Raw genomic sequence first — 25908 nt, forward strand, 5'->3', positions numbered from 1 at the left:
TGAGGGGCAAAGCCCCTTATGCCTGCGCCGCCAGCGCGCGCGCCAAATCGCCATACCCCGTGAAGCGCCGCTCATAGGCCAACCCCAGACGGTCTGCGCAGTCGCGGGCCTTGGCGTCCAGTCCCGCGTCCTCGGTCTGCGCTTGGTAGATCAGCTTGGTGTAATTTCCAAACATCATCCCAATCAGTTCTGGATGGCGGTCAAAGCCCATGGGGTGCCAGACAAAGGCATCAAATTGGCGCACCAGAAAATCGGTCAGGTAGAAGGCCGTAATCTCATCTTCGGCCTTGGCGGCAAAAGCATCGACCCCTTCAAAAAAAGCATAGCAATGCGGCCCTGCGACCATCTCGACACCCAGCGCGTCACACCGTGCCTGCAATAGCCCACCTGTGCCGCAATCGGCGTAAACCACGAAAATCCTGTCGTAATGCGCCTGGTTTTCCCGCACGGATTTTTCCACGGCATCGGGGATGCGGTCGGGCCACAGGTGCAGGTTGGCGGGCAGGCAGTGCAGGTCCATATGGTCCCATCCATTGGCCGCCTTCAGTGCCAGAATTTCGCGTGCCAAAGCGCCGCAGGCCAACAGCAGGATGCGCCCGTGCCCTTTGGCGCGCAGCCCGTCTTTGGTCAGAACGCTGTCATCCAGCCGCATTGCCCTTCTCCACCGCTTTTGCCGCGTTCCAAAGTACATCCATCTCAATCAGATCGCTATCCTCTGGCCGACGGTTTTCAGCCGCGAGCGCCGCCTCTATGGCGCGAAAGCGGCGGGTAAACTTGGCATTCGCGGCGCGCAGCGCCTCTTCGGGGTCGACGTTCAGATGTCGGGCAAGGTTCGCCATTACGAATAGCAGATCACCCATTTCCTCGGTGACTTGCGCTTGCGTCAGCGTGTCGCGCGCCTCGACCAGTTCGGCGCTTTCCTCTGCGATCTTGTCCAGCACCTGCGCGGTATCGGGCCAGTCGAAACCCACGCGGGCCGCGCGTTTTTGCAGCTTCACCGCGCGCATGAGCGCCGGCAAGCCCAAGGCGACATCGTCCAGCACCCCACCCTGCGCGCGCGCCGCGCGCTCTGCGGCTTTTACCTTTTCCCAGTCGTTTACCTGTTGCTCGGCCGATTTCTCGCGGCTCTCATCCCCGAATACATGCGGGTGGCGGGCCACCATCTTGTCGCTGATTGCGCGCGCAACATCGGCAAAGCTGAAATGCCCGGCCTCATCGGCCATCTGTGCGTGATAGACCACCTGCAACAGCAGGTCGCCCAATTCACCTTGAAGGGCGGGCCAGTCCTGCTGCTCGATCGCGTCGGCGACCTCGTAGGCTTCTTCGATCGTGTAGGGCGCAATGCTTGTGAAATCTTGTTCTATGTCCCATGGGCAGCCGCTGTCCGGGTCGCGCAATGCGGCCATGATTGCGCGCAAGCGGGCAACACTTCCATCCCGCGCAAAGACAATCGGGTCATGCGGCATGGCTTGGGTCTTTCAATGCGCCGCGCGTGGCAATGGCGGCGACCACGGCCAGACCGACAAGGGCAAGGGTCATTACCGTGGTATTCGCGCCTGCATTATCCACCGCAATCCCGATCAGCGCCCAGCCGACCGCGGCACCGTATTCGGGCGCCTGCGGTTTGCGCCACAGCACGACCACCGCCACGCCAAGCGCCAGCAGGATGCACAGCACCGCCGCGCCCGTGCCGCTCAGCCAGCCATAGCCGCCCAGCACCACACCCAACGAGACATGCGCCGCCGCTGTCAGCCAGCCTGCGTACAGAGCGACCGGCGCTTGCAGCCACCAACGGTCTGTCGCCGGGGCGCGCAGTAGCGCCAGAATGGCAAAGCCCATCATCCAGAAGATCAGCACAGTCGCGGTGAGTGGCGCAAATCCCGCCACCCACAGCCATGCTGCCCCCGGCCCAAGGCTTAGGGCCAGCGGAACTGCTGTGCTTTGCCATCCGGCTTCGCCCTTGCGGCGCAAGACAGCATAGGCGGCCATTACGCCCAGCCAGATGTAAATGACGCCCCATATTGCAAAGGCATAGCCCGCAGGTTGCACGGGTGGGTCAATTTGCTCCACTGGAAAGCTGCCGGGCGCGTAGCCGGTGAAGGGGTCCGTCAGCGACGGTGACAGCAGAAACGCAAGAGTGGCGGCGGCAAGAAGGTAAATTTGTATCATACGCTACAGATAACAGGCAGAGGGCGAAATCCAAGGGCCAAGAGCAGGGGCAAAGCCAGCACGGGCAAAGCAAAACGCCGCCCCTTGGGGCGGCGCTGCGGATCAACGATCCTCTATCTCTGTATATTCGCGGCGCGGCGCGCCTATGTAACGCTGGCGGGGACGGCCGATCCTTTGTTCCGGATCGGTAATCATTTCTTTCCACTGCGAAATCCAGCCCACGGTGCGCGACAGCGCGAAAATGGGCGTGAACATCGACGTGGGGAAACCCATCGCTTCCAGAATGATGCCCGAGTAGAAATCGACGTTCGGATACAGTTTCTTGTCGACGAAATACGGGTCTTCCAGAGCGATCTTTTCCAGTTCCTTGGCGACCTTCAGGGTTTCGTTATTATCGATCCCCAGCAGCCCCAGAACCTCGTCCGCCGATTGCTTCATGACCTTCGCGCGCGGGTCAAAGTTTTTGTACACGCGGTGGCCAAAGCCCATCAAGCGGAACGGATCGTCCTTGTCCTTGGCGCGTGCAATATATTCGGGAATACGGTCAACCGTGCCGATTTCCTGCAACATTTCAAGACAGGCCTGATTCGCACCGCCATGCGCAGGGCCCCAGAGGCAAGCAATCCCGGCGGCAATCGAGGCGAACGGGTTCGCACCAGAGGACGACGCCAGACGCACCGTCGAGGTTGAGGCGTTCTGTTCGTGATCCGCATGCAGCATCATGATGCGGTCCATCGCGCGGCTCAGGATCGGGTCGACGACATAATCTTCTGCGGGAACCGAGAAGCACATGTGCAGGAAATTACCCGAGTAATCCAAGCTGTTTTTCGGATATACGAACGGCTGGCCGATGGAATATTTGAACGCCCAAGCGGCAATCGTCGGCATCTTCGCGATCATGCGGATCGACGCAACCTCACGCTGCCACGGATCGCCAATATCGGTCGAATCGTGGTAGAATGCCGACATTGCGCCAACCACACCAACCATGATCGCCATCGGGTGCGCGTCACGCCGGAACCCGCGGAAGAAATACTGCATCTGTTCGTGCAGCATGGTGTGACGCGTGACGCGCGCCTCGAAATCTTCCAATTCTGCGGCGCTGGGCAGTTCGCCGTAAAGCAGAAGGTAGCAGCACTCCAGGAAGTGCGACTTGTCGGCCAGTTCTTCGATAGGGTAGCCGCGATACAGCAATTCGCCCTTGTCACCGTCAATATAGGTGATGGTCGAAGAACATGACGCGGTAGAGGTGAAACCGGGATCATAGGTGAACACGTCACCCTGTGCATAGAGCTTGCGAATGTCGATCACATCCGGCCCCACTGAAGGTTTCATGATCGGCAGATCGATAACCTTGTCGCCGAATGTCAGCTTTGCCGTTTCTATGTCCGCCATTGCGCTTCCTTCATGTCTGCCTGCCGGCACATTGGCCGGGCAGATGGGCTACGGTCACGGCACAGATGCGCCGGATTATTCTGTCGCGTCCAGTATCCGCGCAAGTGTTTCTGCGCGGCCAAGGACAAGCATCATATCGAATACGCTGGGGCTTGCCATTCTGCCGGCAAGGGCGGCGCGCAAAGGTTGCGCCAGCTTGCCAAGACCAAGGCCATGCTCTTGTGCCAACGCGCCGACACTCTCCTCCAGTTCAGGTCGGGTCCACGTAGCAGTTTGCAAGCGCGGCGTCAATTCTCTCAGTATACCGCGGGATACATCATCTAGGGCCTTGGCCGCTTTCTCGTCCGGCTGAATGGGCCTTTCTGTTAGAATAAAATAAGCCTTTTCAAGTATTTGATCGAAGCTCTTGGCCTTTTCCTTTACAGTTGGCATAGCTGCCAAAAGCCCTTCTGTTTTGTCATTATCAAAGCCGGGCAGTCCTTTTGCACTCCGATATTGTTCCAATTCATGCAGCAGTGCAGCATCGTTGGCAACGCTCATGTGCTGGCCGGTCAAATGATCCAGTTTCTTGAAATCCAGCCGAGCGGGCGATTTGCCGATTCCTTTAAGGTCGAACCACTCTTGTGCCTGCAAATCAGTGAAGAATTCGTCATCGCCATGGCTCCAGCCCAAGCGGGCCAGATAGTTGCGCATCGCGGCGGCCGGGTAGCCCATAAGCTGGTATTCCTCGACCCCCAGCGCACCGTGGCGCTTGGACAGCTTTTTGCCATCCGGCCCGTGAATCAGCGGGATATGCGCCCAGATTGGCACGCCCCACCCCATGGCCGTATAAACCAGCATTTGCCTTGCGGCGTTGTTCAGATGGTCATCACCGCGAATGACATGTGTTATGCCCATGTCATGGTCATCGACCACCACCGCGAGCATATAGGTGGGCGTGCCGTCTGAGCGTAGCAACACCATATCGTCCAACTGGTCGTTGCGAATGCGCACATCGCCTTGCACCTGGTCGCGGATCGTCATCTCGCCCTCCAGCGGAGCTTTCACGCGCACCACATAGGGCGCATCGGGATGGCTGGCCGCATCCGCGTCACGCCAAGGCGAGCGGTAGAGCGTCGAGCGCCCGTCGGCGCGTGCGGCCTCGCGAAAGGTTTCGATCTCATCTTGGGTGGCAAAGCACTTATAGGCTTTGCCTTCTGACAAAAGCTGATGCGCCACCTCTGCATGACGGTCGGCGCGGGCGGCTTGGCTGACGGGGTCGCCATCCCAATCCAGCCCCAGCCACGTCAGGCCTTTCAGAATCGCCTCTGTCGCCTCTGGGGTAGAGCGTTCGCGGTCGGTATCCTCTATTCGAAGCAGGAATTTGCCGCCACGCCCCCGCGCATATAGCCAGTTGAACAGCGCCGTCCGCGCGCCCCCGATATGCAGGAACCCGGTGGGCGAGGGCGCGAAACGGGTAACGACAGGCGTATCGGACATGGGTTTATTAACCTTTTGGAAACCATCGAAGGGGCATTCTTTGTCAGGGTTCTAGGCAAGCACAAGGGATAGGGCAAGGGTGGCTGTGACCGGCAGGGAAGGTGGCTTGGCCGGTATCGGGGAAGGCCCGGTCGCGCTGGCACTGGCCGCGCAACGCGGGCGGTTGTTCCTGTTCGTGCCGGTCGGCCTTGGGATCGGGATTGGGCTTTATTTTGGCCTGCCCGCGGAACCCGCGCCAGAAAATTGGGCTTGGCTTGGCGCGGCGATGGCCTGTCTGGGCGCTTTGGCGGTGGCATTGCCTGTTAATCTGCGGCCGCTGGCTACAGCGTGCCTGATAATCGGACTGGGCGTCGCGCTAGCGGGGTGGCGCACGCATATGGTGGCCGCCCCGGTGCTGGACTATCGCTATTACGGCCCGATCGAAGGACGCATTGTCAAGGTTGACCGCTCTGCCAGCGGCGCGTTGCGGCTGACATTGGACCGCCCCCGCCTTGAGCGCCTGTCGCCCAGCCGCACCCCGGCGCTTGTGCGGATTTCGTTGCATGGGGAGCAAGGGTTCATCACCCCTCGGCCCGGTCTGAGGGTGATGACAACGGGGCATCTGTCGCCGCCGCCGGGGCCGTCGGAACCCGGCGGGTTCGACTTTCGCCGCCACGCATGGTTCGAAAGTCTGGGGGCGGTTGGGTATACGCGCCTGCCGGTGCTAAAGCTGCGTGACGAAGGTGGCGCGCCTTTGGGAGCGCTGCGTGCGCGCCTGTCGAAAGCCATTCAGGACCAAATGCCGGGGGCAGCGGGCGGTTTTGCTGCCGCCATCCTGACCGGCGACCGCTCTGGCGTGGATGTCGCGCATCTGGAGGATTTGCGCAATTCCAACCTTGCGCATCTGCTGGCGATATCGGGTCTGCATATGGGGTTGCTGACCGGCTTTGTCTTTGCGGCGCTACGCTTGGTGATGGCGCTATGGCCCGGCTTTGCTTTGCGCATGCCCACCCGGAAACTGGCCGCTCTGGGCGCTCTGGCGGCCGGTGCGCTCTATTTGGCGCTGTCGGGCGGGAACGTGGCCACGCAGCGCGCCTATATCATGGTGGCGGTCATGTTTGTGGCGGTGCTGCTGGATCGTCGCGCCATTTCATTGCGCAGCGTGGCGATGGCTGCCGTGATCGTTCTTCTTTTGCGGCCAGAGGCGCTGGTGCAGGCTGGCTTCCAGATGAGCTTTGCTGCCACAGTGGCCCTTGTCGCCATTTTCCGCGCGCTGAATGATGACGGCACATGGCGGGGCCGCGTGCCGCGCTGGGCCATGCCGGTGGTGTCGATTGTGCTGTGCTCGGTCGTCGCAGGCGTGGCGACCGCGCCAATCGCGGCGGCAAGTTTCAACCGTCTGGTGGAATACGGGCTGCTGGCCAATCTGGCTGCTGTGCCGCTGATGGGGCTGGTCATCATGCCCGCAGGCGTGGTCGCGGCGGTGCTTGCCCCCTTCGGGCTGGAGGGGCTGGCGCTGGCTGTCATGGCCCCGGCGATTGACTGGATATTGCTGGTCGCAAGATTTGTCGCAGGGTTGGATGGCGCGGTCACAGGCGTTGTGCAACCGCCCGGTTGGGTGATTCCGACCATGGCGCTGGGGGCACTGTGGTTGATTATCTGGGCTGCGCCCGCGCGCTGGTTGGGCGTGCCGGTTGTGGCTGTTGCGGTGCTGGGCTGGGCGCTGGCCGAACGGCCTGTGTTGTTTATCGCGGATGACGGCGCAGTCGTGGGGCTGATGGGGCCAGAGGGCCGCATCCTCAGCCGTGCACGGTCCGGTGCTTTTGCCGCCGAAAGCTGGTTGCAGGGCGATGGTGATCTGGCCAGCCAAGAACAAGCGCAAATGCGTGGCACGCATGGCCCAAGCGATGCTGTGGTGCTGCTGAAAGGGCGTGGGCTGGATGTCGTCCACTTGTCAGGCAAAGGCGCGCTGATGGGCGTGGATGCGCTATGCCTGCCGGGGCGCATACTGGTCACAAATACCGAGCCAGCGGCCGCAATCGCGGGGCCATGCCGCGTCCTGACCCCACGTAATCTGGGCGCTTCAGGGGCGGTTGCCTTTGTGGCAGGGCCAAATGGCCCAATCCAGCGAAGCGCGCGCGACGCCGAGGGCGCGCGGCCATGGACCGCGCGCTGATTGTCTCAGGCGTTGGCTTCGCGGATCTTCTCGGCGGCATCCTTGTCGAAGCCGACATTCTTTGCCGTGAAAAGCTGGTCCAACTCGCCCGACAGCGTCATCTCGGTCACGATATCACAACCGCCGACGAACTCACCCTTGACGTAAAGCTGCGGGATGGTCGGCCAGTCGGAATATTCCTTGATGCCCTGGCGCACATCTTCATCTGCCAGCACGTTCACATCGGCATATTCGACACCCATGAAATTCAGCACCCCGGCCACACGGCTGGAGAAGCCGCATTGTGGCATGGTCTTGGTGCCTTTCATGAACAGCACCACGTCATTGTCGGTGACGGTTTTCTTGATCGTCTCTTGGGCGCTCATGGCAATCCTCTTTCGGTTCAGTCGGGCGGTTCAGTCGGGCTATTCAGTCTGGGGCTTTGGTGGTCAGGGCCAGCGCGTGCAATTCGCCATGGCTGCCGTCCATCTTGCCTTTCAGCGCGGCATAGACGGCGCGTTGCTGCTGCACGCGGTTCAACCCGCGAAAACTCTCATCGATCACTTCCGCCGCGTAGTGGTTTCCGTCACCAGCAAGGTCGGTGATGGTAACAGTCCCCTTGGGAAAGCTCTCTTTCAGAAGTGTCTCTAGCTCTTCAGCGGAAATGGCCATGTTATGGTCCCTGTCTGGTCTTGGGGTTAGGTAATCCCCGAGTTTTACTGAATCAAGCCGCAGCGACAGCTTTCGCGAAACTGGTACGATAAAGCGCGGACAACTCTGCCAAGGCTGCGCTGTCGCGCCCAAGCTGAACTGAATCGCCCCCGAACCGGCCCACCATTGCAATTGTGACACCGGCTTGCCCGGCGGCGACCATCAGCGCCTCTGCCTGATCGAAGCTGGCGGCGATCAGATAGCGCGCTTGGTCCTCGCCAAAAAGCTGGCCTATGTCACCACTGTCGAGGGTTACGCCAAGACCTGCGGCCTCCGCCATCTCGAACGCGGCCAGTGCCAGCCCGCCATCCGACAGGTCCGTCGCGGCGTTGAACCACGTGCGGTTGGCGCGGATGAACTCGCCATTGCGGCGCTCTGCGTCCAGATCGACATAGGGGGCGTCGCCCAGCTCCAGCCCTGCGGCCTCTGCCAGAAGCGCAGATTGGCCAAGATGGCCCGTCGTCTCGCCAATAACGATTGCCAGATCGCCCGCAACGGGCAGGCCAGCGATCATATCGGCCATGTCAGCAATCAGCCCAACTGCGCCAATGGTCGGCGTGGGCAGAATAGGCTGGCCATCTGTTTCATTATACAGGCTGACATTGCCCGACACGATGGGCATGTCGAGCGCGGTGCAGGCCGCACCAATGCCCTGAATGGCCCCAACGAACTGGCCCATGATTTCCGGTTTTTCGGGGTTGCCGAAATTCAGGTTGTCGGTGCTGGCCAAGGGGGTTGCGCCCACGGCGGTCAGGTTGCGGTAGGCTTCGGCCACGGCTTGTTTGCCACCTTCGAACGGGTTGGCGCGCACATAGCGCGGCGTCACGTCGCTGGTGAAGGCCAGCGCCTTGTTGGTGCCGTGCACGCGCACCACACCCGCGCCAAGGCCGGGGGTGCGTATCGTATCGCCCATCACCTGGCTGTCATATTGCTCCCAGACCCACCCTTTATGGGCATAGCTGGGCGATGCGATCAGCGCGCGCAGCCCGTCCAGCGGTGCAATCGCGGGCAGTTCGGGCAGGTCGTCGGCCACGGGCGTTTCAACCCATGGGCGGTCATATTCGGGCGCGCTGGAGGACAGTTTCGACAGCGGCAAATCCGCCACCACGTTATTGCCATGCAGAATCAGGAAGCGGTCCTCGGCGATGGTTTCACCCACGATGGCGAAATCCAGATCCCATTTCTCGAAGATCGCGCGGGCCTCGGCTTCCATTTCCGGCTTCAGAACCATGAGCATGCGCTCCTGAGATTCCGACAGCATCATCTCATAGGCGGTCATCGCCGCTTCGCGTTGTGGCACGTCATTAAGTTGCAGCTTCACGCCCAAGCCGCCCTTGTCGCCCATTTCCACCGCAGAGCAGGTCAGGCCCGCGGCCCCCATGTCCTGAATGGAAATCACCGCGCCGGAGGCCATCAGTTCCAGACACGCTTCCAACAGCCGCTTTTCGGTGAACGGGTCGCCCACCTGCACGGTGGGGCGCTTTTCTTCGATCGTGTCGTCGAATTCGGCGCTGGCCATCGTGGCACCACCAACACCGTCGCGGCCCGTCTTGGCGCCCAGATAGACCACGGGCATTCCGACACCGCTGGCCGCCGAATAGAAAATCTTGTCGCTGTCGGCCAGCCCGGCGGCAAACGCATTCACAAGGCAGTTGCCGTTATAGGCGGGATGAAAGCGCACCTCTCCGCCCACGGTTGGCACGCCGAAACAATTGCCGTAGCCGCCCACACCCTGAACCACGCCCGACACCAGATGCGGGGTTTTCGGGTGGCCGGGTGCGCCAAAGCTAAGCGCGTTCATCGCCGCGATGGGCCGCGCGCCCATGGTGAACACGTCGCGCAGAATACCGCCCACGCCGGTCGCCGCCCCCTGATAGGGTTCGATATAGGAGGGGTGGTTGTGGCTCTCCATCTTGAAGATCACGGCCTGCCCGTCGCCAATATCGACCACGCCCGCATTTTCGCCAGGGCCGCAAATGACCTGCGGGCCAGAGGTCGGAAGTGTGCGCAGCCATTTCTTGGATGACTTGTAGGAACAATGCTCGTTCCACATGGCCGAGAAGATGCCAAGCTCGGTAAAGCTCGGCTCGCGCCCGATGATGTCTAGGATGCTGTCGTATTCCTCTGACGACAGGCCATGCGCTGCGATCAGGTCAGGTGTCAGGGCTGGGTCGGTCATCGGGCGCATCCTTTCAGGCAAGCTTGCTGCCTCTTAGGGTATCATCCGCACAAGAAAAAGGGGGCAAACGCCGGTCTTGGGCCATCAGCGACGCGCCAGCGCCCATTGACCACCCGGTCCGGCCGCCACGATCTGCCATGGCTCATGGCGGGTATAGTCCTGCACTGCATGGAACACACCGTGATGTTGATGGGCTGGGTTGATCTGCCAGTCATCCCCAAGAATGATCCCGTCCGGTGCCATCTGCGGCGAGAGCGCGGAAAGTTCCTTTAGCGTCGCTGCGTAATCATGCGATGCGTCAAGATACGCGAAATCCAGCTTTTCTGCCAGACTGCCCCGACAGGCGGGGAAGTGGTCTTCTACCAGAACCGTCTCGACATTTTCAAAAGTCGCAACCCGCGCCTGCGCCTCATCGCGCGCCTGTGCAGTGGGCAAGGTATCATTGGCGGTATAGGCTTTACCCCATCCGAATCTTTCGCCAAGCTTGGTCCATGGGTCAATCAAATAGAGTTTTCGAGGGGAAACCGTCTGGCAAATGATTTCGCTGAAATGCCCCCGAAACACTCCGATTTCCGCACCGACACTGCCGTTGCGCGCATAGCGCAATATCCAGCGGCGCTGTGCAAGGCGATCCAGTTCTCGCTGCGGCATGGGAAAGGCGGCATCGGCGCGTTTCAGGAAATCTGCATTGGAATCGTCATGAGGCATTCGCACCTCCATAAAAGAAATTCCTTTGTGCAAAAACGCTATCGCGCGCGGCGGCCAGGGTAAAGCAGAGCTTGGGAGTCGTAATCGGTTTGCCGCACCGGTCGCCCGCATCCGGAACATGCCAACCAAGCCAGCAAATTGCGCAAAAAAAGGCCGAGCAAAAAAGCTCGGCCGAAGTCCAACAGGGAGGTTAAGACATGAATGGATTACACTCACGCCTTAGCTGCCTATTAAATGACCAAACACTTGCTGCGCAAGTTAAATGCCTCTGCAGCGCGAACAACTCGGCTATGCGTTGCATACATGCCTCAGAAAACTTGCTCGCTAGGGTTGAATTTGACGGGCCCGCCGATAGGCCTGAATTTCCTGCACCACGAAATCCCGAAATGCTGCGATCCGCCGTGAATGCCGCAGTTCTTCGGGAAAGGCCAAGAAAACCGGAATGTCACCGCTCGAGACTTCGGGCAGGACATGCACCAGTTCGGGGAAATCCTCTGCCACGTAATCCGGCAGCACGCCAATGCCCAGATGGTTCAGCACCGCCTGCAAGACCCCGAAATAGTTGTTCACGGTGAAGGTGGATCGCAGGGTGCGCGCATTTAGTTCGCGAATAAGTTGCGCGCCAACGCTGACCTGCGCAGAGGTTACGTTCTGCGAGATCAGTCGGTAATCCGACAAGTCCTCTACAATCGCTGGTGTGCCATTGGCGCGCAAATATTCAGACGTTGCGAACAGCCGCATATTCACATTCATCAGCCGTTTGCGGATCAGGTCGGCTTGGCTGGGTTCCTTCATCCGAATCGCGACATCAGCCTCGCGCATGGGCAGGTCGAGAACGCGCTCTTCCAGCATAAGGTCGATTTTCAATTCCGGGTATTGGGCGTAAAGCGCGGGCAGGCGGGGGGCCAGAAAAAGCGTGCCGAACCCCGTTGTCGTGGTCACGCGCAATTCGCCGAAAACCTCGTCCTCGCTGTCGCGGATGCGCGCCGAGGCGGTTTCCAACTCACGCGACATGGCCTTGGTGGCGTTGAACAGCAACTCGCCCTGCTCGGTCAGGATAAGCCCACGCGCATGGCGGTGGAACAGGCTTGCGTCCAGGGTTTCTTCCAACGCGCGGATCTGTCGGCTGACTGCCGATTGCGATAATTGCAGCACGTCGCCCGCATGCGTCAGGCTGCCTGCATCGGCAACTGCGTGAAATATGCGCAATTTGTCCCAGTCCATCGCTTCTTTTACTTCATTGTTTCCGCAACCATTCCCCGCGTAATATGCTGAAAACGGCGCTGTGCAAAGCATGACCTGCGGAATACAGGGCATTCCTTAATTTCTCATGACAGATGTCCGTTTGCTGAGCAGGCATGCCCGATCAAAGAACAGGATGGATTTTCGCGCCCGCGCGGCCTAATCATGCAGCGATTGCCCAAGGCGGATTTGCCGCGTTCGGGCGTTGTGACCAAGGATAAGGCAAATGGCAGTCGGCGTGTTCGATTCTGGCTTGGGTGGTTTGACGGTGCTGGGCGCATTGGCGGATAAGCTGCCGGATGTGCCCTTCGTCTATTTCGGCGACAATGCGCACACCCCTTACGGCACGCGCAACGCCGATGAAATCTTCGATCTGACCTGCGCCGGGGTCGAACGGCTTTGGGCCGAAGGGTGCGACCTGGTGATTCTGGCCTGCAACACGGCGTCAGCCGCCGCGCTGAAACGCATGCAGGAAACATGGGTGCCCGAAAACAAGCGCGTGCTGGGCGTGTTCGTACCTCTGATAGAGGCGATGACCGAACGCCAGTGGGGCGACAACTCGCCGCCGCGCGAAGTTGAGGTCAAGCATGTGGCGCTGTTCGCCACGCCTGCCACCGTGTCCAGCCGAGCGTTCCAGCGCGAACTGGCTTTCCGCGCCATTGGGGTCGATGTCGAGGCGCAGCCCTGCGGCGGCGTGGTCGATGCGATCGAACTGGGCGACATGATCCTTGCCGAAGCCCTCGTGCATAGCCATGTCGAATCGCTCAAGCGCCGTATGCCGCACCCGCAAGCTGCCGTTCTGGGCTGCACGCATTACCCGCTGCTGGAAGACGCGTTTCGCGCCGCCCTTGGTCCCGATGTGGCGGTCTATTCGCAACCGAACCTTGTCGCCGACAGCTTGTCTGACTATCTCAAACGCCGTCCAGACATGATCGGGTCGGGCCACCAGTCGCTGTTTCTGACCACGGGCGACCCGGCCAATGTCTCTCGCAAGGCCACGCAATTTTTGCGCCGCCAGATCAGCTTTCAACCGGCTTGATCTTCATCTTGCCAAAAATACTCACGGCACGCGGTTTGCCACTCCGCGCTGTCGCAAGGGGAACGTCACCATGACCAAACGTATCGCAATCCTCGGCGCCTCTGGCTATACCGGCGCGGAACTTGTGCGCCTGATCGCCACACATCCGGAGTTCCGGATCGTGGCGCTCACCGGCGAACGCAAGGCGGGTCAGCCCATGGGCGCGGTCTTTCCCTTTCTGCGGCATCTGGACCTGCCGGACCTGTGCCGCATAGAGGAGGTGGATTTCGCCCAAGTCGATCTGGCCTTTTGCGCGCTGCCGCACGCGACCAGTCAGGCGGTCATCAAGGATTTGCCGCGCGACTTGAAAATCGTGGACCTGTCCGCCGATTTCCGCCTGCGCGATCCGGCAGCTTATGCGCATTGGTATGGCCAACCCCATGCCGCGCCAGAGTTGCAGGCAGAGGCCGTCTATGGCCTGACCGAGTTTTACCGCGATGATATCCGCACCGCGCGTCTGGTTGCAGGGACCGGCTGCAATGCGGCGACCGGGCAATATATCCTGCGTCCGTTGATCGAAGCCGGGTGCATCGACCTTGACCGCATCATCCTTGACCTGAAATGCGGGGTCTCCGGGGCAGGGCGGTCGCTGAAAGAAAACCTCCTCCATGCCGAACTGTCCGAGGGCACGCAGGCCTATGCGGTTGGCGGCACGCATCGCCACCTGGGCGAGTTCGACCAGGAATTTTCGGCCATTGCGGGGCGTGACGTGCATATCCAGTTCACGCCGCATTTGTTGCCAATGAACCGCGGTATTCTGGCGACCGCGTGGCTTGATGGCGACGCGCGGCGCATTCATGCGGTCTTGAAGGACCGATATTGCGCTGAATCATTTCTTCATGTGCTACCTTTTGGCACAACACCGTCGACTCATGATGTGCGTGGATCGAATTTCGTGCATATTGGGGTTGTGGGCGACCGTATACCGGGGCGCGCGCTGGTCGTGGGCGTGCTGGACAACCTTTGCAAAGGCTCCAGCGGGCAGGCGGTCCAGAACGCGAACCTTATGCTTGGTTTGCCTGAAACGACCGGTCTGATGGGCGCACCCGTCTTTCCATAAGGTGAGGATGACATGAAGAGTTTGAAGAAAACCCGCCGTATCCAAGTCATTGCCGTTGCGGCGGTGGCGCTGACGCTATCGACCGCGCTGATCGGCTATGCCATGCGCGACGGGATCAATTTCTTCCGTTCGCCCAGCCAGGTGGTCGAATCGCCACCACCTGCAACAGAAGTGTTCCGCATCGGTGGCTTGGTGGAAGCAGGCTCCATCGTGCGCGGCCAATCCGACACGGTGCGCTTTCGGGTCACAGATGGCCCGGCCTCGGTAGAAGTCACCTATCGCGGTATTCTGCCTGACCTGTTCACGGAAAACGAGGGTATGGTCGGCACCGGTCGGCTGGTCAATGGCGTGTTTGAAGCAAGTGAAATTCTTGCCAAGCATGATGAGACTTACATGCCGCGAGAGGTGATGGAAGCGCTGAAAGAGCAGGGCGAATGGCACGGGCCGGACCCGCAGACAGAGCCGCAGACCTAACGTCCCATCATCGGGTAAGCTGCCCATATCTTGTAGGCGGGGCACATTTTGCCACTGTATGCTGTCTGGCCGCTTGACTCTGTGCCAGACTCATTGCCAGTCTGGAAGGGTTCAACCAGCGGACCCAGATGCAGTTCACACGCCTGCGCCTTAATGGCTTCAAAAGCTTTGTTGACCCGACGGATCTGATAATCCATCGGGGGCTGACCGGCGTGGTTGGCCCGAATGGCTGCGGCAAGTCGAACCTGCTGGAAGCCCTGCGCTGGGTCATGGGCGAGCACCGCGCCAGCGCCATGCGCGGATCGGGCATGGAAGACGTGATCTTTGCAGGCACCGACAGCCGCAGCGCGCGCCATTTTGCTGAAGTTACCTTGCAGGTGGACAATTCCGACCGTCTTGCGCCTGCCTCGTTCAACGACAGTGACACGCTGGAAATCGTGCGGCGCATCACCCGCGATGCTGGCAGCGCCTACCGGATCAACGGCAAGGATGTGCGCGCGCGCGATGTCCAGATGCTGTTCGCCGATGCGTCGACCGGTGCGCATAGCCCGGCTTTGGTGCGGCAGGGCCAAATTTCAGAGCTGATATCGGCCAAGCCGAAGGCACGCCGCCGCATCCTGGAGGAAGCGGCGGGGATTTCCGGCCTATATGCCCGCCGTCATGATGCCGAATTGCGCCTGCGGGCGACAGAAACCAATCTGGAACGCTTGTCCGATGTGATAGAGCAGCTTGCGGCGCAGCTTGCCAGCCTTGCGCGACAGGCGCGGCAGGCGGAACGCTACCGCAAGATCGGGGCAGAGCTGCGCCGGACCGAAGGGATGTTGCTGTTCGCCCGCTGGCGCGAGGCGGATGTGGCGCGCGCAGATGCCGAAAGCGCCCTGCGTGCGGCTTTGAGCGGCGTGGCTCAGGCCGAGAGCGCGGCGCATCAGGCAGGCCGCGCGCGCGAGGATGCCGAAGCCAAACTCGACCCGCTGCGCGAAGAATCGGCGGTGGCGGGCGCGGTGTTGCAGCGTCTTGCGGTTCAGCGCCAAAGCCTTGATGCTGATATGGACCGCGCACAGGCGCAGTTGCGCAGCCTGCGTGCGCGGATCGCGCAATTGGATCAGGATATCGCCCGCGAAGATGCCCTGAATACCGATGCCGATGACACGATCGCCCAGTTGGAGACCGAGCAGGCAGAGTTGATCGCCGCAGGCGAGGGCGCGGATGATCGCCAGCACGAGGCCGACCAGCGCACGGAAGCTTTGGCCGAAGAACTGACAAAGCTTGAAGCCTTGTATAGTGCTGCTACGCAAGAAACGGCGCGCCTATCTGCCGAAGCCGAAAGCGCAGCCGCCGCCATTGCAGAGGGCACGCGCAAGCTGGAAACGGCGCAAGCGGCGGCAGAGCAGGCCGAGGCCGCACAGTCTGCCGCAATCGCCGATCTGGATCGCTTGGCGCAGGTTATGGCGCAAGCCAAGACCGAAACGCAACATGCCGAGGAACTGACCGCAAACGCCGAAGACACGCTTGCCCAGACCGAAGCCGCCCGCGCCGAGGCGCAGGCCGCCGAGGTCGCTGCACGCGCCGAGCGGTCAGATGCAGAAGGCACATTGCGCAGCCTGCGGTCGGAACATGCCGCGCTTGCGAAACTGGTCGCGCGCGATGCCGGACCTGCGGCGCAGCTTCTGGACAGCCTGACCGTGGCCCCCGGATATGAGCAGGCGCTGGGCGCGGCTCTTGCCGATGATCTGCGCGCGCCTCTGGCAGATGGCGGGTCTGGCTGGGTCGGTTTGCCTGACTATGCCGCGCCTGCTGCGTTGCCGGAGCAGGCAGCCCCTTTGGCCCCGCATGTCACCGGAAGCGCTGTGCTGGCGCGTAGGTTGTCGCAGGTCGGGATTGTCTTGCCCGAAGACGGTGCTGCCTTGCAAACACGGCTTGCCGTCGGTCAACGTCTGGTCAGCCTTACGGGCGATTTATGGCGCTGGGACGGGCTGCACCTTGCCGCACGCGATGCCACCAGCACCACCGCGCTGCGGCTGGAACAGCGGAATCGGCTGGCGGCCCTGCGCCACGATCTGGCACAAGCCGAACAGCTCGAGCAGGCGTGCATAACGGCGCATGAGTCGCGTAAAGCCCGGCTCGACGCGCTGGCAGGTGCCGAAGCGCAAGCCCGAAGCGCGCGCAAATCCGCCGAAGCGCAACTGAGCGATGCGGCGCGCGCCATGTCACGCGCCCAAGCCGCGTATGACTCGGCGCAATCCAACCGCGATGCGGCACAAGACCGGTCTGCCCGCGCGCGCGCCGAGTTGGCAGAGTTGAAAGCGCACAGGGATGCGTTGCTTTTGGCACAAGCCGACTTGCCCGACCTGACACAGGTCCGCACAAAAGCAGATGCGCTTGCAGCGCAAGTGACAGACCTTCGCAACGACTGGCTGAGCGCGCGCACGCAGGCCGACGGATTGCGCCGCGATAGCACCGCCCGCACGCGCCGTGCCCAAGAGGTTGCCAAATCGCTGGACGGGTGGCGCGTGCGCCTCAGCACCGCGTCAGCGCGTGTGGCCGACCTGACCGACCGCCGCGACGAGGCCGAAAGACGCTTGGCGAATGCGAAAGATGCGCCCTCGTTGCTGGCCGAGAAGCGCACGGCGTTGCAACACGAGATCAGCCGCGCCGAGGCCCGCGCCGCCGCTGCCGAAGACGCCTTGAAGGCCAGTGAAGCTGCCGCCCGCGCTGCCGCCGATGCAGATCGCGCGGCCGAGCGCGCGCGCGCCGATGCGCGCGAGGCCCGCGCCCGTGCCGAGGCACAGCGCGAGGCTGCGCAGGGTGTGGCCGACAGCGCGACAGCGCGCATTTCAGAGGCGCTCGACTGCACGCCGCAAGCCCTGTTGGCAGAGCTTGCGCTGGACCCCGCCGATGTAGCCGAGCCCGCGCGGCTTGATGCGGACCTGACACGCTTGCGCCGCGCGCGCGACGCTTTGGGCGCGGTCAATCTGCGCGCCGAGGAAGATGCCCGCGCGGTGCAGACCGAACATGATACCCTTGTGCAGGAAAAGGCCGATCTGGAAGCGGCTATCGCCAAGCTGCGCTCTGGAATTGCGGCGCTCAACCGCGAAGGGCGCGAACGCTTGCTGGCTGCTTTTGACAAGGTGAATGCAAGTTTTTCAAACCTGTTCAAACACTTGTTCGCCGGTGGCGAGGCGCGGCTGGTGCTGGTGGAAAGCGACGACCCGCTGGATGCCGGGCTGGAGATTATGTGCCAGCCACCGGGCAAAAAGCTGTCCACGCTGTCGCTGCTGTCGGGGGGCGAGCAGACGCTGACGGCGCTGGCGCTGATCTTCGCGGTGTTCCTTGCAAACCCCGCCCCGATTTGCGTGCTGGACGAGGTGGACGCGCCGCTGGATGATGCCAATGTTGCCCGGTTCTGTGACCTGCTGGACGAGATGACGCGCCGCGCCGACACGCGTTATCTGGTCATCACGCATAACGCGCTGTCCATGGCGCGTATGGACCGGCTGTTCGGCGTGACGATGGGCGAGCGCGGGGTGAGCCAATTGGTCAGTGTGGACTTGTCGCAGGCCGAGGGCATGGTGGCTTGACGCCCTGACAGGTTTTGAACATGTTAAACGCATCTTGTCGCAAGGTGCCCCATGCCGGACCGTTCAGCCGCCCCTCTGATGACACCTGTCCTGCTTGGCGGCTGCATCATTATCATGATCGGCTTCGCCATTCGCGCCAGTTTCGGCGTGTTTCAGATTCCGATTGCCGAAGAATTCGGCTGGCTGCGGGCTGAATTTTCTCTGGCGATTGCCATTCAGAACCTTGCCTGGGGCATTGGCCAGCCCTTGTTCGGCGCGTTTGCAGAACGCTTCGGCGACCGTCGCGCGATCCTGCTGGGTGCGTTGGTTTATGCCGCCGGGCTGGTGCTGTCATCTTTCGCGGTCACGCCAGAGGCGCATCAGTGGTTGGAAGTCTTGGTCGGATTCGGCGTGGCGGGAACCGGTTTCGGGGTTATCCTTGCGGTGGTCGGGCGCGCGGCGTCGGATGAGAATCGGTCACTGGCTTTGGGTATCGCTACCGCTGCGGGCAGTGCCGGGCAAGTGTTCGGGGCGCCAGTGGCAGAGATATTGCTGGGGTTTTATAGCTGGCAGACTGTCTTCGTCATCTTTGCCGCCGCGATCCTGCTGGCCATGGCCGCCCTGCCGATGATGCGCGCGCCCGCACCGGCAACCCGTGCGGAATTGGAACAAAGCATGGGCGCTGCGCTGAAACAGGCCGCGCGTGACCCCAGCTTTACGTTGATCTTTCTGGGGTTCTTTTCCTGTGGCTATCAACTTGCCTTTGTCACCGCGCATTTTCCGGCGATGGTGACAGAGATGTGCGGCCCGATAGACCCGAATGGACTGCTGGCGGGGTTTGGGATTACCACCACGTCTGCGCTGGGCGCGATTGCGATTTCGTTGATCGGGCTGGCCAATATTGCAGGGACGATCTTTGCGGCATGGCTGGGCAAGCGCTATTCCAAGAAATACCTGCTGGCCAGCATCTACATGGCGCGAACGGTGGTCGCTGCGGCCTTCATCCTGTCGCCGATCACGCCGGGCTCTGTGTTGTTGTTTTCCCTTGTCATGGGGGCGTTGTGGCTGGCCACGGTGCCACTGACATCAGGATTGATCGCGCATATCTATGGGCTGCGTTACATGGGCACGCTTTACGGCATCGTGTTCTTCAGCCATCAACTGGGCAGTTTTCTGGGCGTCTGGCTGGGCGGTCGGCTGTATGATTTGTATGGCGATTACACCTTGGTGTGGTGGATCGGTGTTGGCGTTGGGCTGTTTTCGGCCATTGTGCATTTGCCCGTGCGCGAACGGAGCCTGAATCTGCGCCCGGTTTAGGGGGCTTTGCCCCCATCGCCCTACGGGCGATTCCCCCAGGATATTTTTGCAAGGATGAATTAGCGATACAGCGCGGCGTGACGTCCGGCCCAATGCCCGGTGGCGAGGCAGGCGGTTAACAGGTAGCCGCCGGTGGGCGCTTCCCAGTCGAGCATCTCGCCTGCCGCGAAGGTGCCGGGCCATTTGCGCAGCATCAGGCCGGGGTCAAGTTCGGCGCGCGCGATACCGCCTGCGGTCGAGATTGCCTCTGCGATGGGATGGGGCTGGCCCAGGGGCAGCAGCAGCGCCTTGAGGGTCGCGCCATCTGGATGGCGTTCAAGTTCATTGACAAGCGCAAGGCGCGCGCCGGTCAGGCCAAGCGCCTTGCGCAGACGGTTGGCGCGGCTTTCCTTGGTCGGGCGGCGTGCGAGCCGTGCATTGAGCGTGGCGGCGTCGAGGTCTGGAAACATGTCGAGCGTCAGCTTGGCGCCGTCGCGCAGCGGGCGCGAGAGGGCGTAAATGCCGCCGCCTTCAACTCCGCGTTCGCTGAGCACGAATTCTGCGCGCAGGCTGTGCGGCCCTGCCGACAGGCGTGCGCCCTTGATGGGTTGGCCGAAATGAGGGCGCATATGGTCGGACCAAGCCACGGCAAAGCCCATATTGGCGGGCTGAAACGATGTGCAGGCAATGCCGCGCGACATGAGCGTTGCGCGCCAGCCGCCATCTGACCCCAGCCGTGGCCAGCTTGCGCCGCCCATGGCCAGAACCGTGACCTGTGGGGTCAGTTGCCGCAGGCCGTCGGGCGTGGCGAAGTGGAACGCCCCGCCCGTCCAGCGCCAGCCACGCCGGAGGGACACGCCCATGTCCTGAAGTCTTGCCAGCCACGCGCGCAGCAAGGGCGAGGCTTTCATGCTATGTGGAAAGATGCGCCCCGAAGAGCCGGTGAAGAGCGACTGGCCCAAGCCCTCGGCCCAGGAGTGTATCTGGGCGGGACCGAAATCGCCCAACATGGGCGCCAGCCAGTCGGAGGCCTCTGCATAGGTGGCGATCTGGTCGGGTAGGGGGGCCGCGTTCAGCAGGTTCAAGCCCGATTTTCCGGCCATCAGAAATTTGCGCGCGGGCGAGGGTTTTGCATCGCAGATGATAACCTGCCGGCCTGCGCTTGCCATGATTTCCGCCGCCATCAGCCCGGCGGGACCAGCGCCGATGACCAGCGCGTCGCAGTCTTCCGGATGCACCATGAGCCTGCCTTTCGGTAACGGTTCTTTCATCTTTGCGCAGGAGTATAGACTTGTGCGCAACTTCGCATAGTTTGGAACAGGGAGAGTGCCAAGGCTGCATCTATGACCATTGTTGGTTCTTACAATATTCACAAAGCGGTCGGAACCGATTTGCGCCGCGACCCATCGCGCGTGGTGCAGGTGATCGCCGAGATGGGTGCCGATATCGTTGGACTGCAAGAGGTGGACCGGCGTTTTGGCGACCGGCGGGGCGTATTGGACCCGACGCGCTTGGCTGCCGAAACGGGGCTGACCCCGGTTATGCTGACCGACCGTTTGGGCAAGGCCGCGCATGGATGGCACGGCAATCTGCTTCTGGTGCGCGGGGCGCTGGTAGAGCGGGCAGAGGCAATCAGCCTGCCCGGTCTGGAACCGCGCGGCGCGATCATGGCCGATATACGGCTACACGGCCAGCCCTTGCGGGTTATCACGGCACATCTGGGCCTTTTGCGCCAGTCGCGGCTGTTGCAGTCGCGGCTTTTGGCCCGGCATGTCGCGGCAACCGATGGCCGACCCACGCTTGTCATGGGCGATTTCAATGAATGGCGTTTGGGGGCCGATTGCGGGCTGATGCCACTGCGCCGCGAGTTGCGCGCGGTCAAGCGTTCGGCGCTGACCCGTCCAAGCTTCCCCGCGCGTATGCCAGTCCTGCCATTGGACCGGATCATGGCCTGTCCGCAACTGGACCTGCATGACCTGCGCGCGCATGATAGCCCGCTGGCACGCCGCGCGTCCGACCATCTGCCCCTGCGCGCCGCGCTTCGCTTGCCCCAAGCGCAAAGCGCGGTTATGTGAGCCAATTGTGACCACCATAGCAGAAAGGGTCCGGGCATGGCCGAGGCGAAGAAACTCTTCATCAAGACCTATGGCTGCCAGATGAATGTCTATGACAGCGAGCGCATGGCAGACGCCTTGGGCGCATCGGGCTATGTAACAACGGCGCAGCCCGAAGACGCTGACATGATCTTGCTGAATACCTGCCATATCCGCGAAAAAGCAGCCGAAAAGGTCTATTCCGAACTGGGCCGCCTGAAGCCGCTGAAGGCCGCTAATCCCGACCTTAAAATCGGTGTGGCAGGCTGTGTCGCACAGGCCGAAGGCGAAGAGATCATGCGCCGCCAGCCGCTTGTTGATCTGGTTGTTGGCCCCCAGACCTATCATCGTCTGCCAGAGATGGAGGCGATCATTCGGAAGGGCGCGCGCGCCGTCGACACGGATTTCCCCGAGGAAGACAAGTTCGACCATTTGCCGCGCGGCCCGCGTGCGATGCGGGGTCCGACAGCGTTTCTGACCGTGCAGGAAGGCTGCGACAAATTCTGTGCTTTTTGCGTGGTGCCCTATACGCGGGGGGCAGAGGTCTCACGCCCGGTGGACCGCATCCTGACAGAGGCGCGCGATCTGGTGGAGCGTGGCGTGCGCGAGATTACGCTGTTAGGTCAGAATGTGAACGCCTATCATGGGATGGGCGACGGCGGTGCATGGACGCTGGCGCGCCTGATCCGCGCCTTGGCCAAGGTCGATGGGCTGGAGCGCATCCGCTTCACGACCTCGCACCCCAATGACATGGAAGACGACCTGATCGCCGCCCATGGGGACGAACCTAAACTGATGCCCTATCTGCACCTGCCCGTGCAATCGGGCAGCGACCGCATTCTGAAAGCGATGAACCGCAAGCACACGGCCGAAAGCTACTTGCGCCTTATCGAGCGTCTGCGCGCGGCGCGCCCCGATCTGTTGCTGTCGGGGGATTTCATCGTTGGCTTTCCGGGAGAGACCGAGGCTGATTTCGACGATACGATGGCCTTGGTGCGCGCGGTTCACTATGGCCAAGCCTATAGTTTCAAATATTCCGCACGTCCCGGCACCCCGGCGGCGGAACGCGCAAATGTCCCCGATGATGTGGCCAGCGACAGGCTGCACCGTTTGCAGGCGCTTCTGACCGAACAGCAACGCGCGACACAAGATGCCATGGTGGGGCGCGAAGTGTCGGTGTTGTTCGAAAAGCCGGGGCGCTTGCCGGGGCAGCTTATCGGGAAATCCGAATATCTGCACGCGGTGCATGTGCATGCGCCAGACGATCAGATTGGCAAGATCGCCCGCGTGCGTGTGACCGCAAGCGTGACCAATTCTCTGGCCGCCGACTTGCTGTAACATGATCCATGTCCTCGCCCTGATCCTGATCTGTCAGTTGGCGGGAGAGGCTGTGGCGCGTGTCCTGGCTCTACCGGTGCCCGGCCCGGTGCTGGGCATGGCGGCGCTATTTGCAATCATGCTGGCCAGCCCGCGCGTGGCCCTTGCCGTGCGCCCGGTGGGCGAGGGCATCTTGCGCCATTTGTCGCTGTTGTTCGTGCCCGCAGGCGTGGGCGTGGTGGGGCATTTGCGGCTGCTGGGGGAAAACGCGCTGGCCATTGGAGTGGCCCTGATCGGGTCGACCGTGTTGGCGATTGCCGTGGGCGCGTTGGTGTTTCGTGCGGTCGCGCGCTTGACCGAAGGCAAGCCCGATGCGTGATTTCACCGAAATCTGGTCCTATCTGGCCGCCGGGCCTCTGGTCTGGCTAACCGCCACATTGGTCGCGTATTTGCTGGCGGATGCTTTGGCCGCCCGGCTTGGGCGCCCCCCGCTTGCCAACCCGGTGGCGGGGGCTGTCGTTTTGCTGGCCCTGCTTTTGTGGGCCACCGGCACCGGCTACGACACCTATTTCGAGGGTGCGCAATTTGTCCACTTCTTGCTTGGGCCAGCGACGGTCTGCCTTGCTGTGCCGCTTTGGGCGCATCGCGCGACCGTGCGGCGCGCGGCCCTGCCGATTGTGGCGGCCTTGCTCGCCGGGTCGCTTACGGCCATTGCCGCAGCACTGGCCTTGGGCCACGCGCTGGGTCTGTCGCCTGACATGCTGGCCACGCTTGCGCCCAAAAGCACCACGGCCCCGGTGGCGCTTGGCATCAGCCAGTCCTTGGGCGGTTCTCCTACATTGACGGCGGTTCTGGTGGTGCTGACGGGGATGATCGGCGCTGTGGTCATCACGCCCCTGATGAACGCTTTGCGGATTACCGACTGGCGTGCGCGTGGCTTGGCGGTCGGGGTGGCCGCGCATGGCATTGGCACCGCGCGCGCCTTGCAGGTCAACCCGCAGGCCGGGGCTTTCGCGGGCATCGGCATGGCGCTGAACGCCATCGCAACAGCATTGCTGGCGCCGTGGATGCTCGCGTTCTTCCTTTAACCGTGTTCTTTCATCAGCCGGCGTTTTTGCTTGTCCCAGTCGCGCTTGGCCTCGGTGGCGCGTTTGTCGGCCAGTTTCTTACCCTTGGCAACACCGATCTTCAACTTTACCAGCCCGCGATGGTTAAAATACATCACCAGCGGCACCAGCGTCATGCCGTCTTTGGCGGTCGCGGCCCAAAGCCGCGCCAATTCCTTGCGGGATGCCAATAGCTTGCGCCGCCGTCGTTCGTCATGGCCAAAGGTTTTGGCTTGCAGGTAGGGGGCAATATAGCTGTTGACCAGCCATAGCTCGCCATTTTCCACTGTTGCATAGCTCTCGGCAATATTTGCCTTGCCCGAGCGCAGGGATTTCACCTCGGACCCGGTCAGCATGATCCCGCATTCCAGGTCGCTTTCGATTGCGTAATCATACCGCGCGCGGCGGTTTTCTGCGATGATCTTGTAATTCGGGTCGGATATCTTGGCCATACTAGCGCAGATAAGGGCCGCGCGCGCCCATGTCTAGGGCTTCAGCCGCACCTGCATGGCGTTGCCGGTGGTTTTGCGCAGCTCGAACACGCCCGCGCGTTGCACCAATTCGCTGAGTTTCGCGCAGCCATAGTTCCGGCTGTCGAAATCGGGGTTTGCCGCAACAATGAATTGGCCCAAAGGCCCAAGCGAGAACCACTCCTCATCCTTGTCGATGGCTTGCATCGCGGCCTTTATCAGCGGCACAGCTTGCGCGGGTTGCGCTTTGCCGGTCGCTTTTGCGGCGTCAGGCGCGGCGTCTGGCAAGATGTTCTCGACAAATATGAACCGTTTGCACGCTTTGCGGAACGCCTCGGGCGTCTTTTGCTGGCCGATGCCGTACACATCCAGCCCCTGCTCGCGGATGCGCGAGGCCAGTCGCGTGAAATCGCTGTCGGAACTGACCAGCACAAAGCCGTCGAACCGGCCCGAATGCAGCAGGTCCATCGCGTCGATGACCAGCGCAATATCGGAAGAATTCTTACCCACGGTGTTGGCGGGCTGATGATGCGGCACAAGTGCCAAACTGGGCAGCTTGTCTTGCCAGCTCGACATCTGACCGCGCGAAAAATCGCCGTATATCCGCCGCACGCTCGCTTCGCCCAAAGAGGCGATTTCCTCGAAAATCGCCTCCACCCATTTGGGAGAGGAATTGTCGGCGTCGACCAGAACCGCCAGAAGCGGTATCCCTGCGCGTGCCATGACCTGCTCCTTCATCCTTGTAAAAAATATCCCGGGGGAGTCGCGGCGCAGCCGCGACGGGGGCAGCGCCCCCTACACCACCCGATACATGACCAAAGCGTCGACGTAACCCGCTTTCGGGTGCAAAAATGCGCCGGGCAGGCGGCCCACGATCTCGAAACCGTATCTCTGCCATGTCGCCACGGCGCGCGCGTTGGTTGCCACCACGAAATTGAACTGCATCGCGCGGTAGCCCTCTGCCTTGGCGCGGGTCAGTGCATCTTCAAGCATCGCCCGGGCCACGCCTTGGCCCTGTGCGGCTTGGGCGGTCACGAAGCCGCAATTGCACACATGCGCGCCGCCGCCCTGTTGGTTGGGGCATAGGTAGTAGCTGCCCAGCACCGGCCCGTCACGTTCCGCGACATAGGCTGCGTGCGTGCCGCCGCACCAGAATTCCAGCGCAGCATCGCGTGGGATTGCGGGGTCCACCGCATAAGTGTCGCCCGCGTGGAACACCGGCTTCAGCATGTCCCAAAGCGCGGGCGCGTCGGCGTTGGTGGCGGGACGCATCTGCACCCCGCCCGTCATGCTCAAAACTCCACCACCGCGCGGATGGATTTGCCTTCGTGCATCAGCTCGAATCCCTCGTTGATCTGGTCCAATGTCAGCTTGTGGGTAATCATCGGGTCAATCTCGATCTTGCCCGACATGTACCAATCGACGAATTTTGGCACGTCA

At 61.8% G+C, this 25908-nt stretch carries 24 protein-coding genes and 1 pseudogene; 10 read left to right on the forward strand and 15 right to left on the reverse strand.

The window, feature by feature from the left end; all coding sequences use genetic code 11:
• Positions 1-16: 16 nt before the first annotated feature.
• From M3N55_RS13700 to gltX, 5 genes are all read right to left on the reverse strand, one after another.
• Positions 17-652, reverse strand: coding sequence for a DUF1638 domain-containing protein (locus M3N55_RS13700; protein WP_249060025.1), 636 nt, complete (start codon positions 650-652; stop codon positions 17-19).
• Positions 639-1466, reverse strand: a complete 828-nt coding sequence (mazG, locus tag M3N55_RS13705; RefSeq protein ID WP_249060026.1) for a nucleoside triphosphate pyrophosphohydrolase — start codon at positions 1464-1466, stop codon at positions 639-641. The genes M3N55_RS13700 and mazG overlap by 14 nt, the downstream gene beginning before the upstream one ends.
• Positions 1456-2169 carry a hypothetical protein gene (locus M3N55_RS13710; protein ID WP_249060027.1) on the reverse strand — a complete coding sequence of 238 codons (714 nt, stop codon included), beginning with the start codon at positions 2167-2169 and terminating at the stop codon, positions 1456-1458. The genes mazG and M3N55_RS13710 overlap by 11 nt, the downstream gene beginning before the upstream one ends.
• A gap of 102 nt (positions 2170-2271) precedes the next feature.
• The gene (gene gltA, locus M3N55_RS13715) at positions 2272-3564 is read right to left on the reverse strand and encodes a citrate synthase (RefSeq protein ID WP_249060029.1); all 1293 of its coding nucleotides are present in this window, start codon (positions 3562-3564) and stop codon (positions 2272-2274) included.
• Between the two features lie 75 nt (positions 3565-3639).
• On the reverse strand, positions 3640-5043 hold the full coding sequence (gltX, locus tag M3N55_RS13720; protein WP_249060031.1) for a glutamate--tRNA ligase: 1404 nt from the start codon (positions 5041-5043) through the stop codon (positions 3640-3642).
• Between the two features lie 85 nt (positions 5044-5128).
• On the opposite strand from gltX, the gene M3N55_RS13725 reads away from it, so the two are divergent.
• Positions 5129-7198 (forward strand): ComEC/Rec2 family competence protein, encoded by a 2070-nt coding sequence (locus tag M3N55_RS13725; RefSeq protein ID WP_249060032.1) that lies wholly within the window; start codon positions 5129-5131, stop codon positions 7196-7198.
• 5 nt (positions 7199-7203) lie between these two features.
• Here the strand turns inward: M3N55_RS13725 and grxD are convergent, their stop codons facing one another.
• The 5 genes from grxD to M3N55_RS13750 form a co-directional block, all read right to left on the reverse strand.
• Entirely contained in the window at positions 7204-7563 is a 360-nt protein-coding gene (gene grxD, locus M3N55_RS13730; RefSeq protein WP_249060034.1) for a Grx4 family monothiol glutaredoxin, read from the reverse strand.
• A gap of 43 nt (positions 7564-7606) precedes the next feature.
• Complete coding sequence (locus M3N55_RS13735; RefSeq protein ID WP_249060036.1) at positions 7607-7849, reverse strand: BolA/IbaG family iron-sulfur metabolism protein; 243 nt, start codon at positions 7847-7849, stop codon at positions 7607-7609.
• A 52-nt stretch (positions 7850-7901) separates the two neighbouring features.
• A complete protein-coding gene (gene purL / locus M3N55_RS13740; protein ID WP_249060038.1) occupies positions 7902-10067 on the reverse strand; it encodes a phosphoribosylformylglycinamidine synthase subunit PurL in 2166 nt (721 codons plus the stop codon).
• A gap of 84 nt (positions 10068-10151) precedes the next feature.
• Complete coding sequence (locus M3N55_RS13745; RefSeq protein ID WP_249060040.1) at positions 10152-10775, reverse strand: class I SAM-dependent methyltransferase; 624 nt, start codon at positions 10773-10775, stop codon at positions 10152-10154.
• A gap of 324 nt (positions 10776-11099) precedes the next feature.
• Positions 11100-11999: a LysR family transcriptional regulator gene (locus tag M3N55_RS13750; protein WP_249060042.1), complete on the reverse strand. Its 900-nt coding sequence runs from the start codon at positions 11997-11999 to the stop codon at positions 11100-11102.
• Positions 12000-12243: 244 nt separating this feature from the next.
• Between M3N55_RS13750 and M3N55_RS13755 the strand changes: the two genes are divergently transcribed.
• The 5 genes from M3N55_RS13755 (at position 12244) to M3N55_RS13775 (ending at position 19503) form a co-directional block, all read left to right on the forward strand.
• Complete coding sequence (locus M3N55_RS13755; protein ID WP_249060044.1) at positions 12244-13056, forward strand: glutamate racemase; 813 nt, start codon at positions 12244-12246, stop codon at positions 13054-13056.
• A 70-nt stretch (positions 13057-13126) separates the two neighbouring features.
• Entirely contained in the window at positions 13127-14155 is a 1029-nt protein-coding gene (argC, locus tag M3N55_RS13760) for an N-acetyl-gamma-glutamyl-phosphate reductase (protein ID WP_249060046.1), read from the forward strand.
• A 12-nt stretch (positions 14156-14167) separates the two neighbouring features.
• Positions 14168-14629, forward strand: coding sequence for a cytochrome c maturation protein CcmE (ccmE, locus tag M3N55_RS13765; protein WP_249060048.1), 462 nt, complete (start codon positions 14168-14170; stop codon positions 14627-14629).
• Between the two features lie 128 nt (positions 14630-14757).
• Positions 14758-18207, forward strand: a complete 3450-nt coding sequence (smc, locus tag M3N55_RS13770; RefSeq protein ID WP_249060049.1) for a chromosome segregation protein SMC — start codon at positions 14758-14760, stop codon at positions 18205-18207.
• Between the two features lie 51 nt (positions 18208-18258).
• On the forward strand, positions 18259-19503 hold the full coding sequence (locus M3N55_RS13775) for an MFS transporter (RefSeq protein WP_249060050.1): 1245 nt from the start codon (positions 18259-18261) through the stop codon (positions 19501-19503).
• Between the two features lie 59 nt (positions 19504-19562).
• Here M3N55_RS13775 and M3N55_RS13780 read toward each other — a convergent pair whose 3' ends face one another.
• Entirely contained in the window at positions 19563-20723 is a 1161-nt protein-coding gene (locus tag M3N55_RS13780; RefSeq protein WP_249060051.1) for a TIGR03862 family flavoprotein, read from the reverse strand.
• Positions 20724-20825: 102 nt separating this feature from the next.
• Here M3N55_RS13780 and M3N55_RS13785 point away from each other — a divergent pair, with 102 nt between their 5' ends.
• From M3N55_RS13785 to M3N55_RS13800, 4 genes are read left to right on the forward strand one after another with little or no spacing between them, the layout of a single operon-like run.
• Positions 20826-21557 (forward strand): endonuclease/exonuclease/phosphatase family protein, encoded by a 732-nt coding sequence (locus tag M3N55_RS13785; protein WP_249060052.1) that lies wholly within the window; start codon positions 20826-20828, stop codon positions 21555-21557.
• Positions 21558-21593: 36 nt separating this feature from the next.
• The gene (gene miaB / locus M3N55_RS13790; protein WP_249060053.1) at positions 21594-22913 is read left to right on the forward strand and encodes a tRNA (N6-isopentenyl adenosine(37)-C2)-methylthiotransferase MiaB; all 1320 of its coding nucleotides are present in this window, start codon (positions 21594-21596) and stop codon (positions 22911-22913) included.
• Between the two features lies 1 nt (position 22914).
• Entirely contained in the window at positions 22915-23271 is a 357-nt protein-coding gene (locus M3N55_RS13795) for a CidA/LrgA family protein (protein ID WP_249060054.1), read from the forward strand.
• The gene (locus M3N55_RS13800; RefSeq protein WP_249060056.1) at positions 23264-23980 is read left to right on the forward strand and encodes an LrgB family protein; all 717 of its coding nucleotides are present in this window, start codon (positions 23264-23266) and stop codon (positions 23978-23980) included. Before M3N55_RS13795 ends, M3N55_RS13800 begins: the two co-directional genes overlap by 8 nt.
• On the opposite strand, the gene smpB is transcribed toward M3N55_RS13800, so the two are convergent.
• The 4 genes and pseudogenes from smpB to M3N55_RS13820 form a co-directional block, all read right to left on the reverse strand.
• The gene (gene smpB / locus M3N55_RS13805) at positions 23977-24450 is read right to left on the reverse strand and encodes an SsrA-binding protein SmpB (protein ID WP_249060057.1); all 474 of its coding nucleotides are present in this window, start codon (positions 24448-24450) and stop codon (positions 23977-23979) included. The two genes, M3N55_RS13800 and smpB, sit on opposite strands and share 4 nt — an antisense overlap.
• Before the next feature lie 33 nt (positions 24451-24483).
• Positions 24484-25191: an NYN domain-containing protein gene (locus M3N55_RS13810; protein WP_249060059.1), complete on the reverse strand. Its 708-nt coding sequence runs from the start codon at positions 25189-25191 to the stop codon at positions 24484-24486.
• Between the two features lie 72 nt (positions 25192-25263).
• The gene (locus M3N55_RS13815) at positions 25264-25758 is read right to left on the reverse strand and encodes a GNAT family N-acetyltransferase (RefSeq protein WP_249060060.1); all 495 of its coding nucleotides are present in this window, start codon (positions 25756-25758) and stop codon (positions 25264-25266) included.
• Positions 25759-25760: 2 nt separating this feature from the next.
• A pseudogene (locus M3N55_RS13820) lies at positions 25761-25908 on the reverse strand (S-(hydroxymethyl)glutathione dehydrogenase); the annotation flags it as partial.

The organism is Roseinatronobacter domitianus, from assembly GCF_023336755.1.
Classification (GTDB): domain Bacteria; phylum Pseudomonadota; class Alphaproteobacteria; order Rhodobacterales; family Rhodobacteraceae; genus Roseinatronobacter; species Roseinatronobacter domitianus.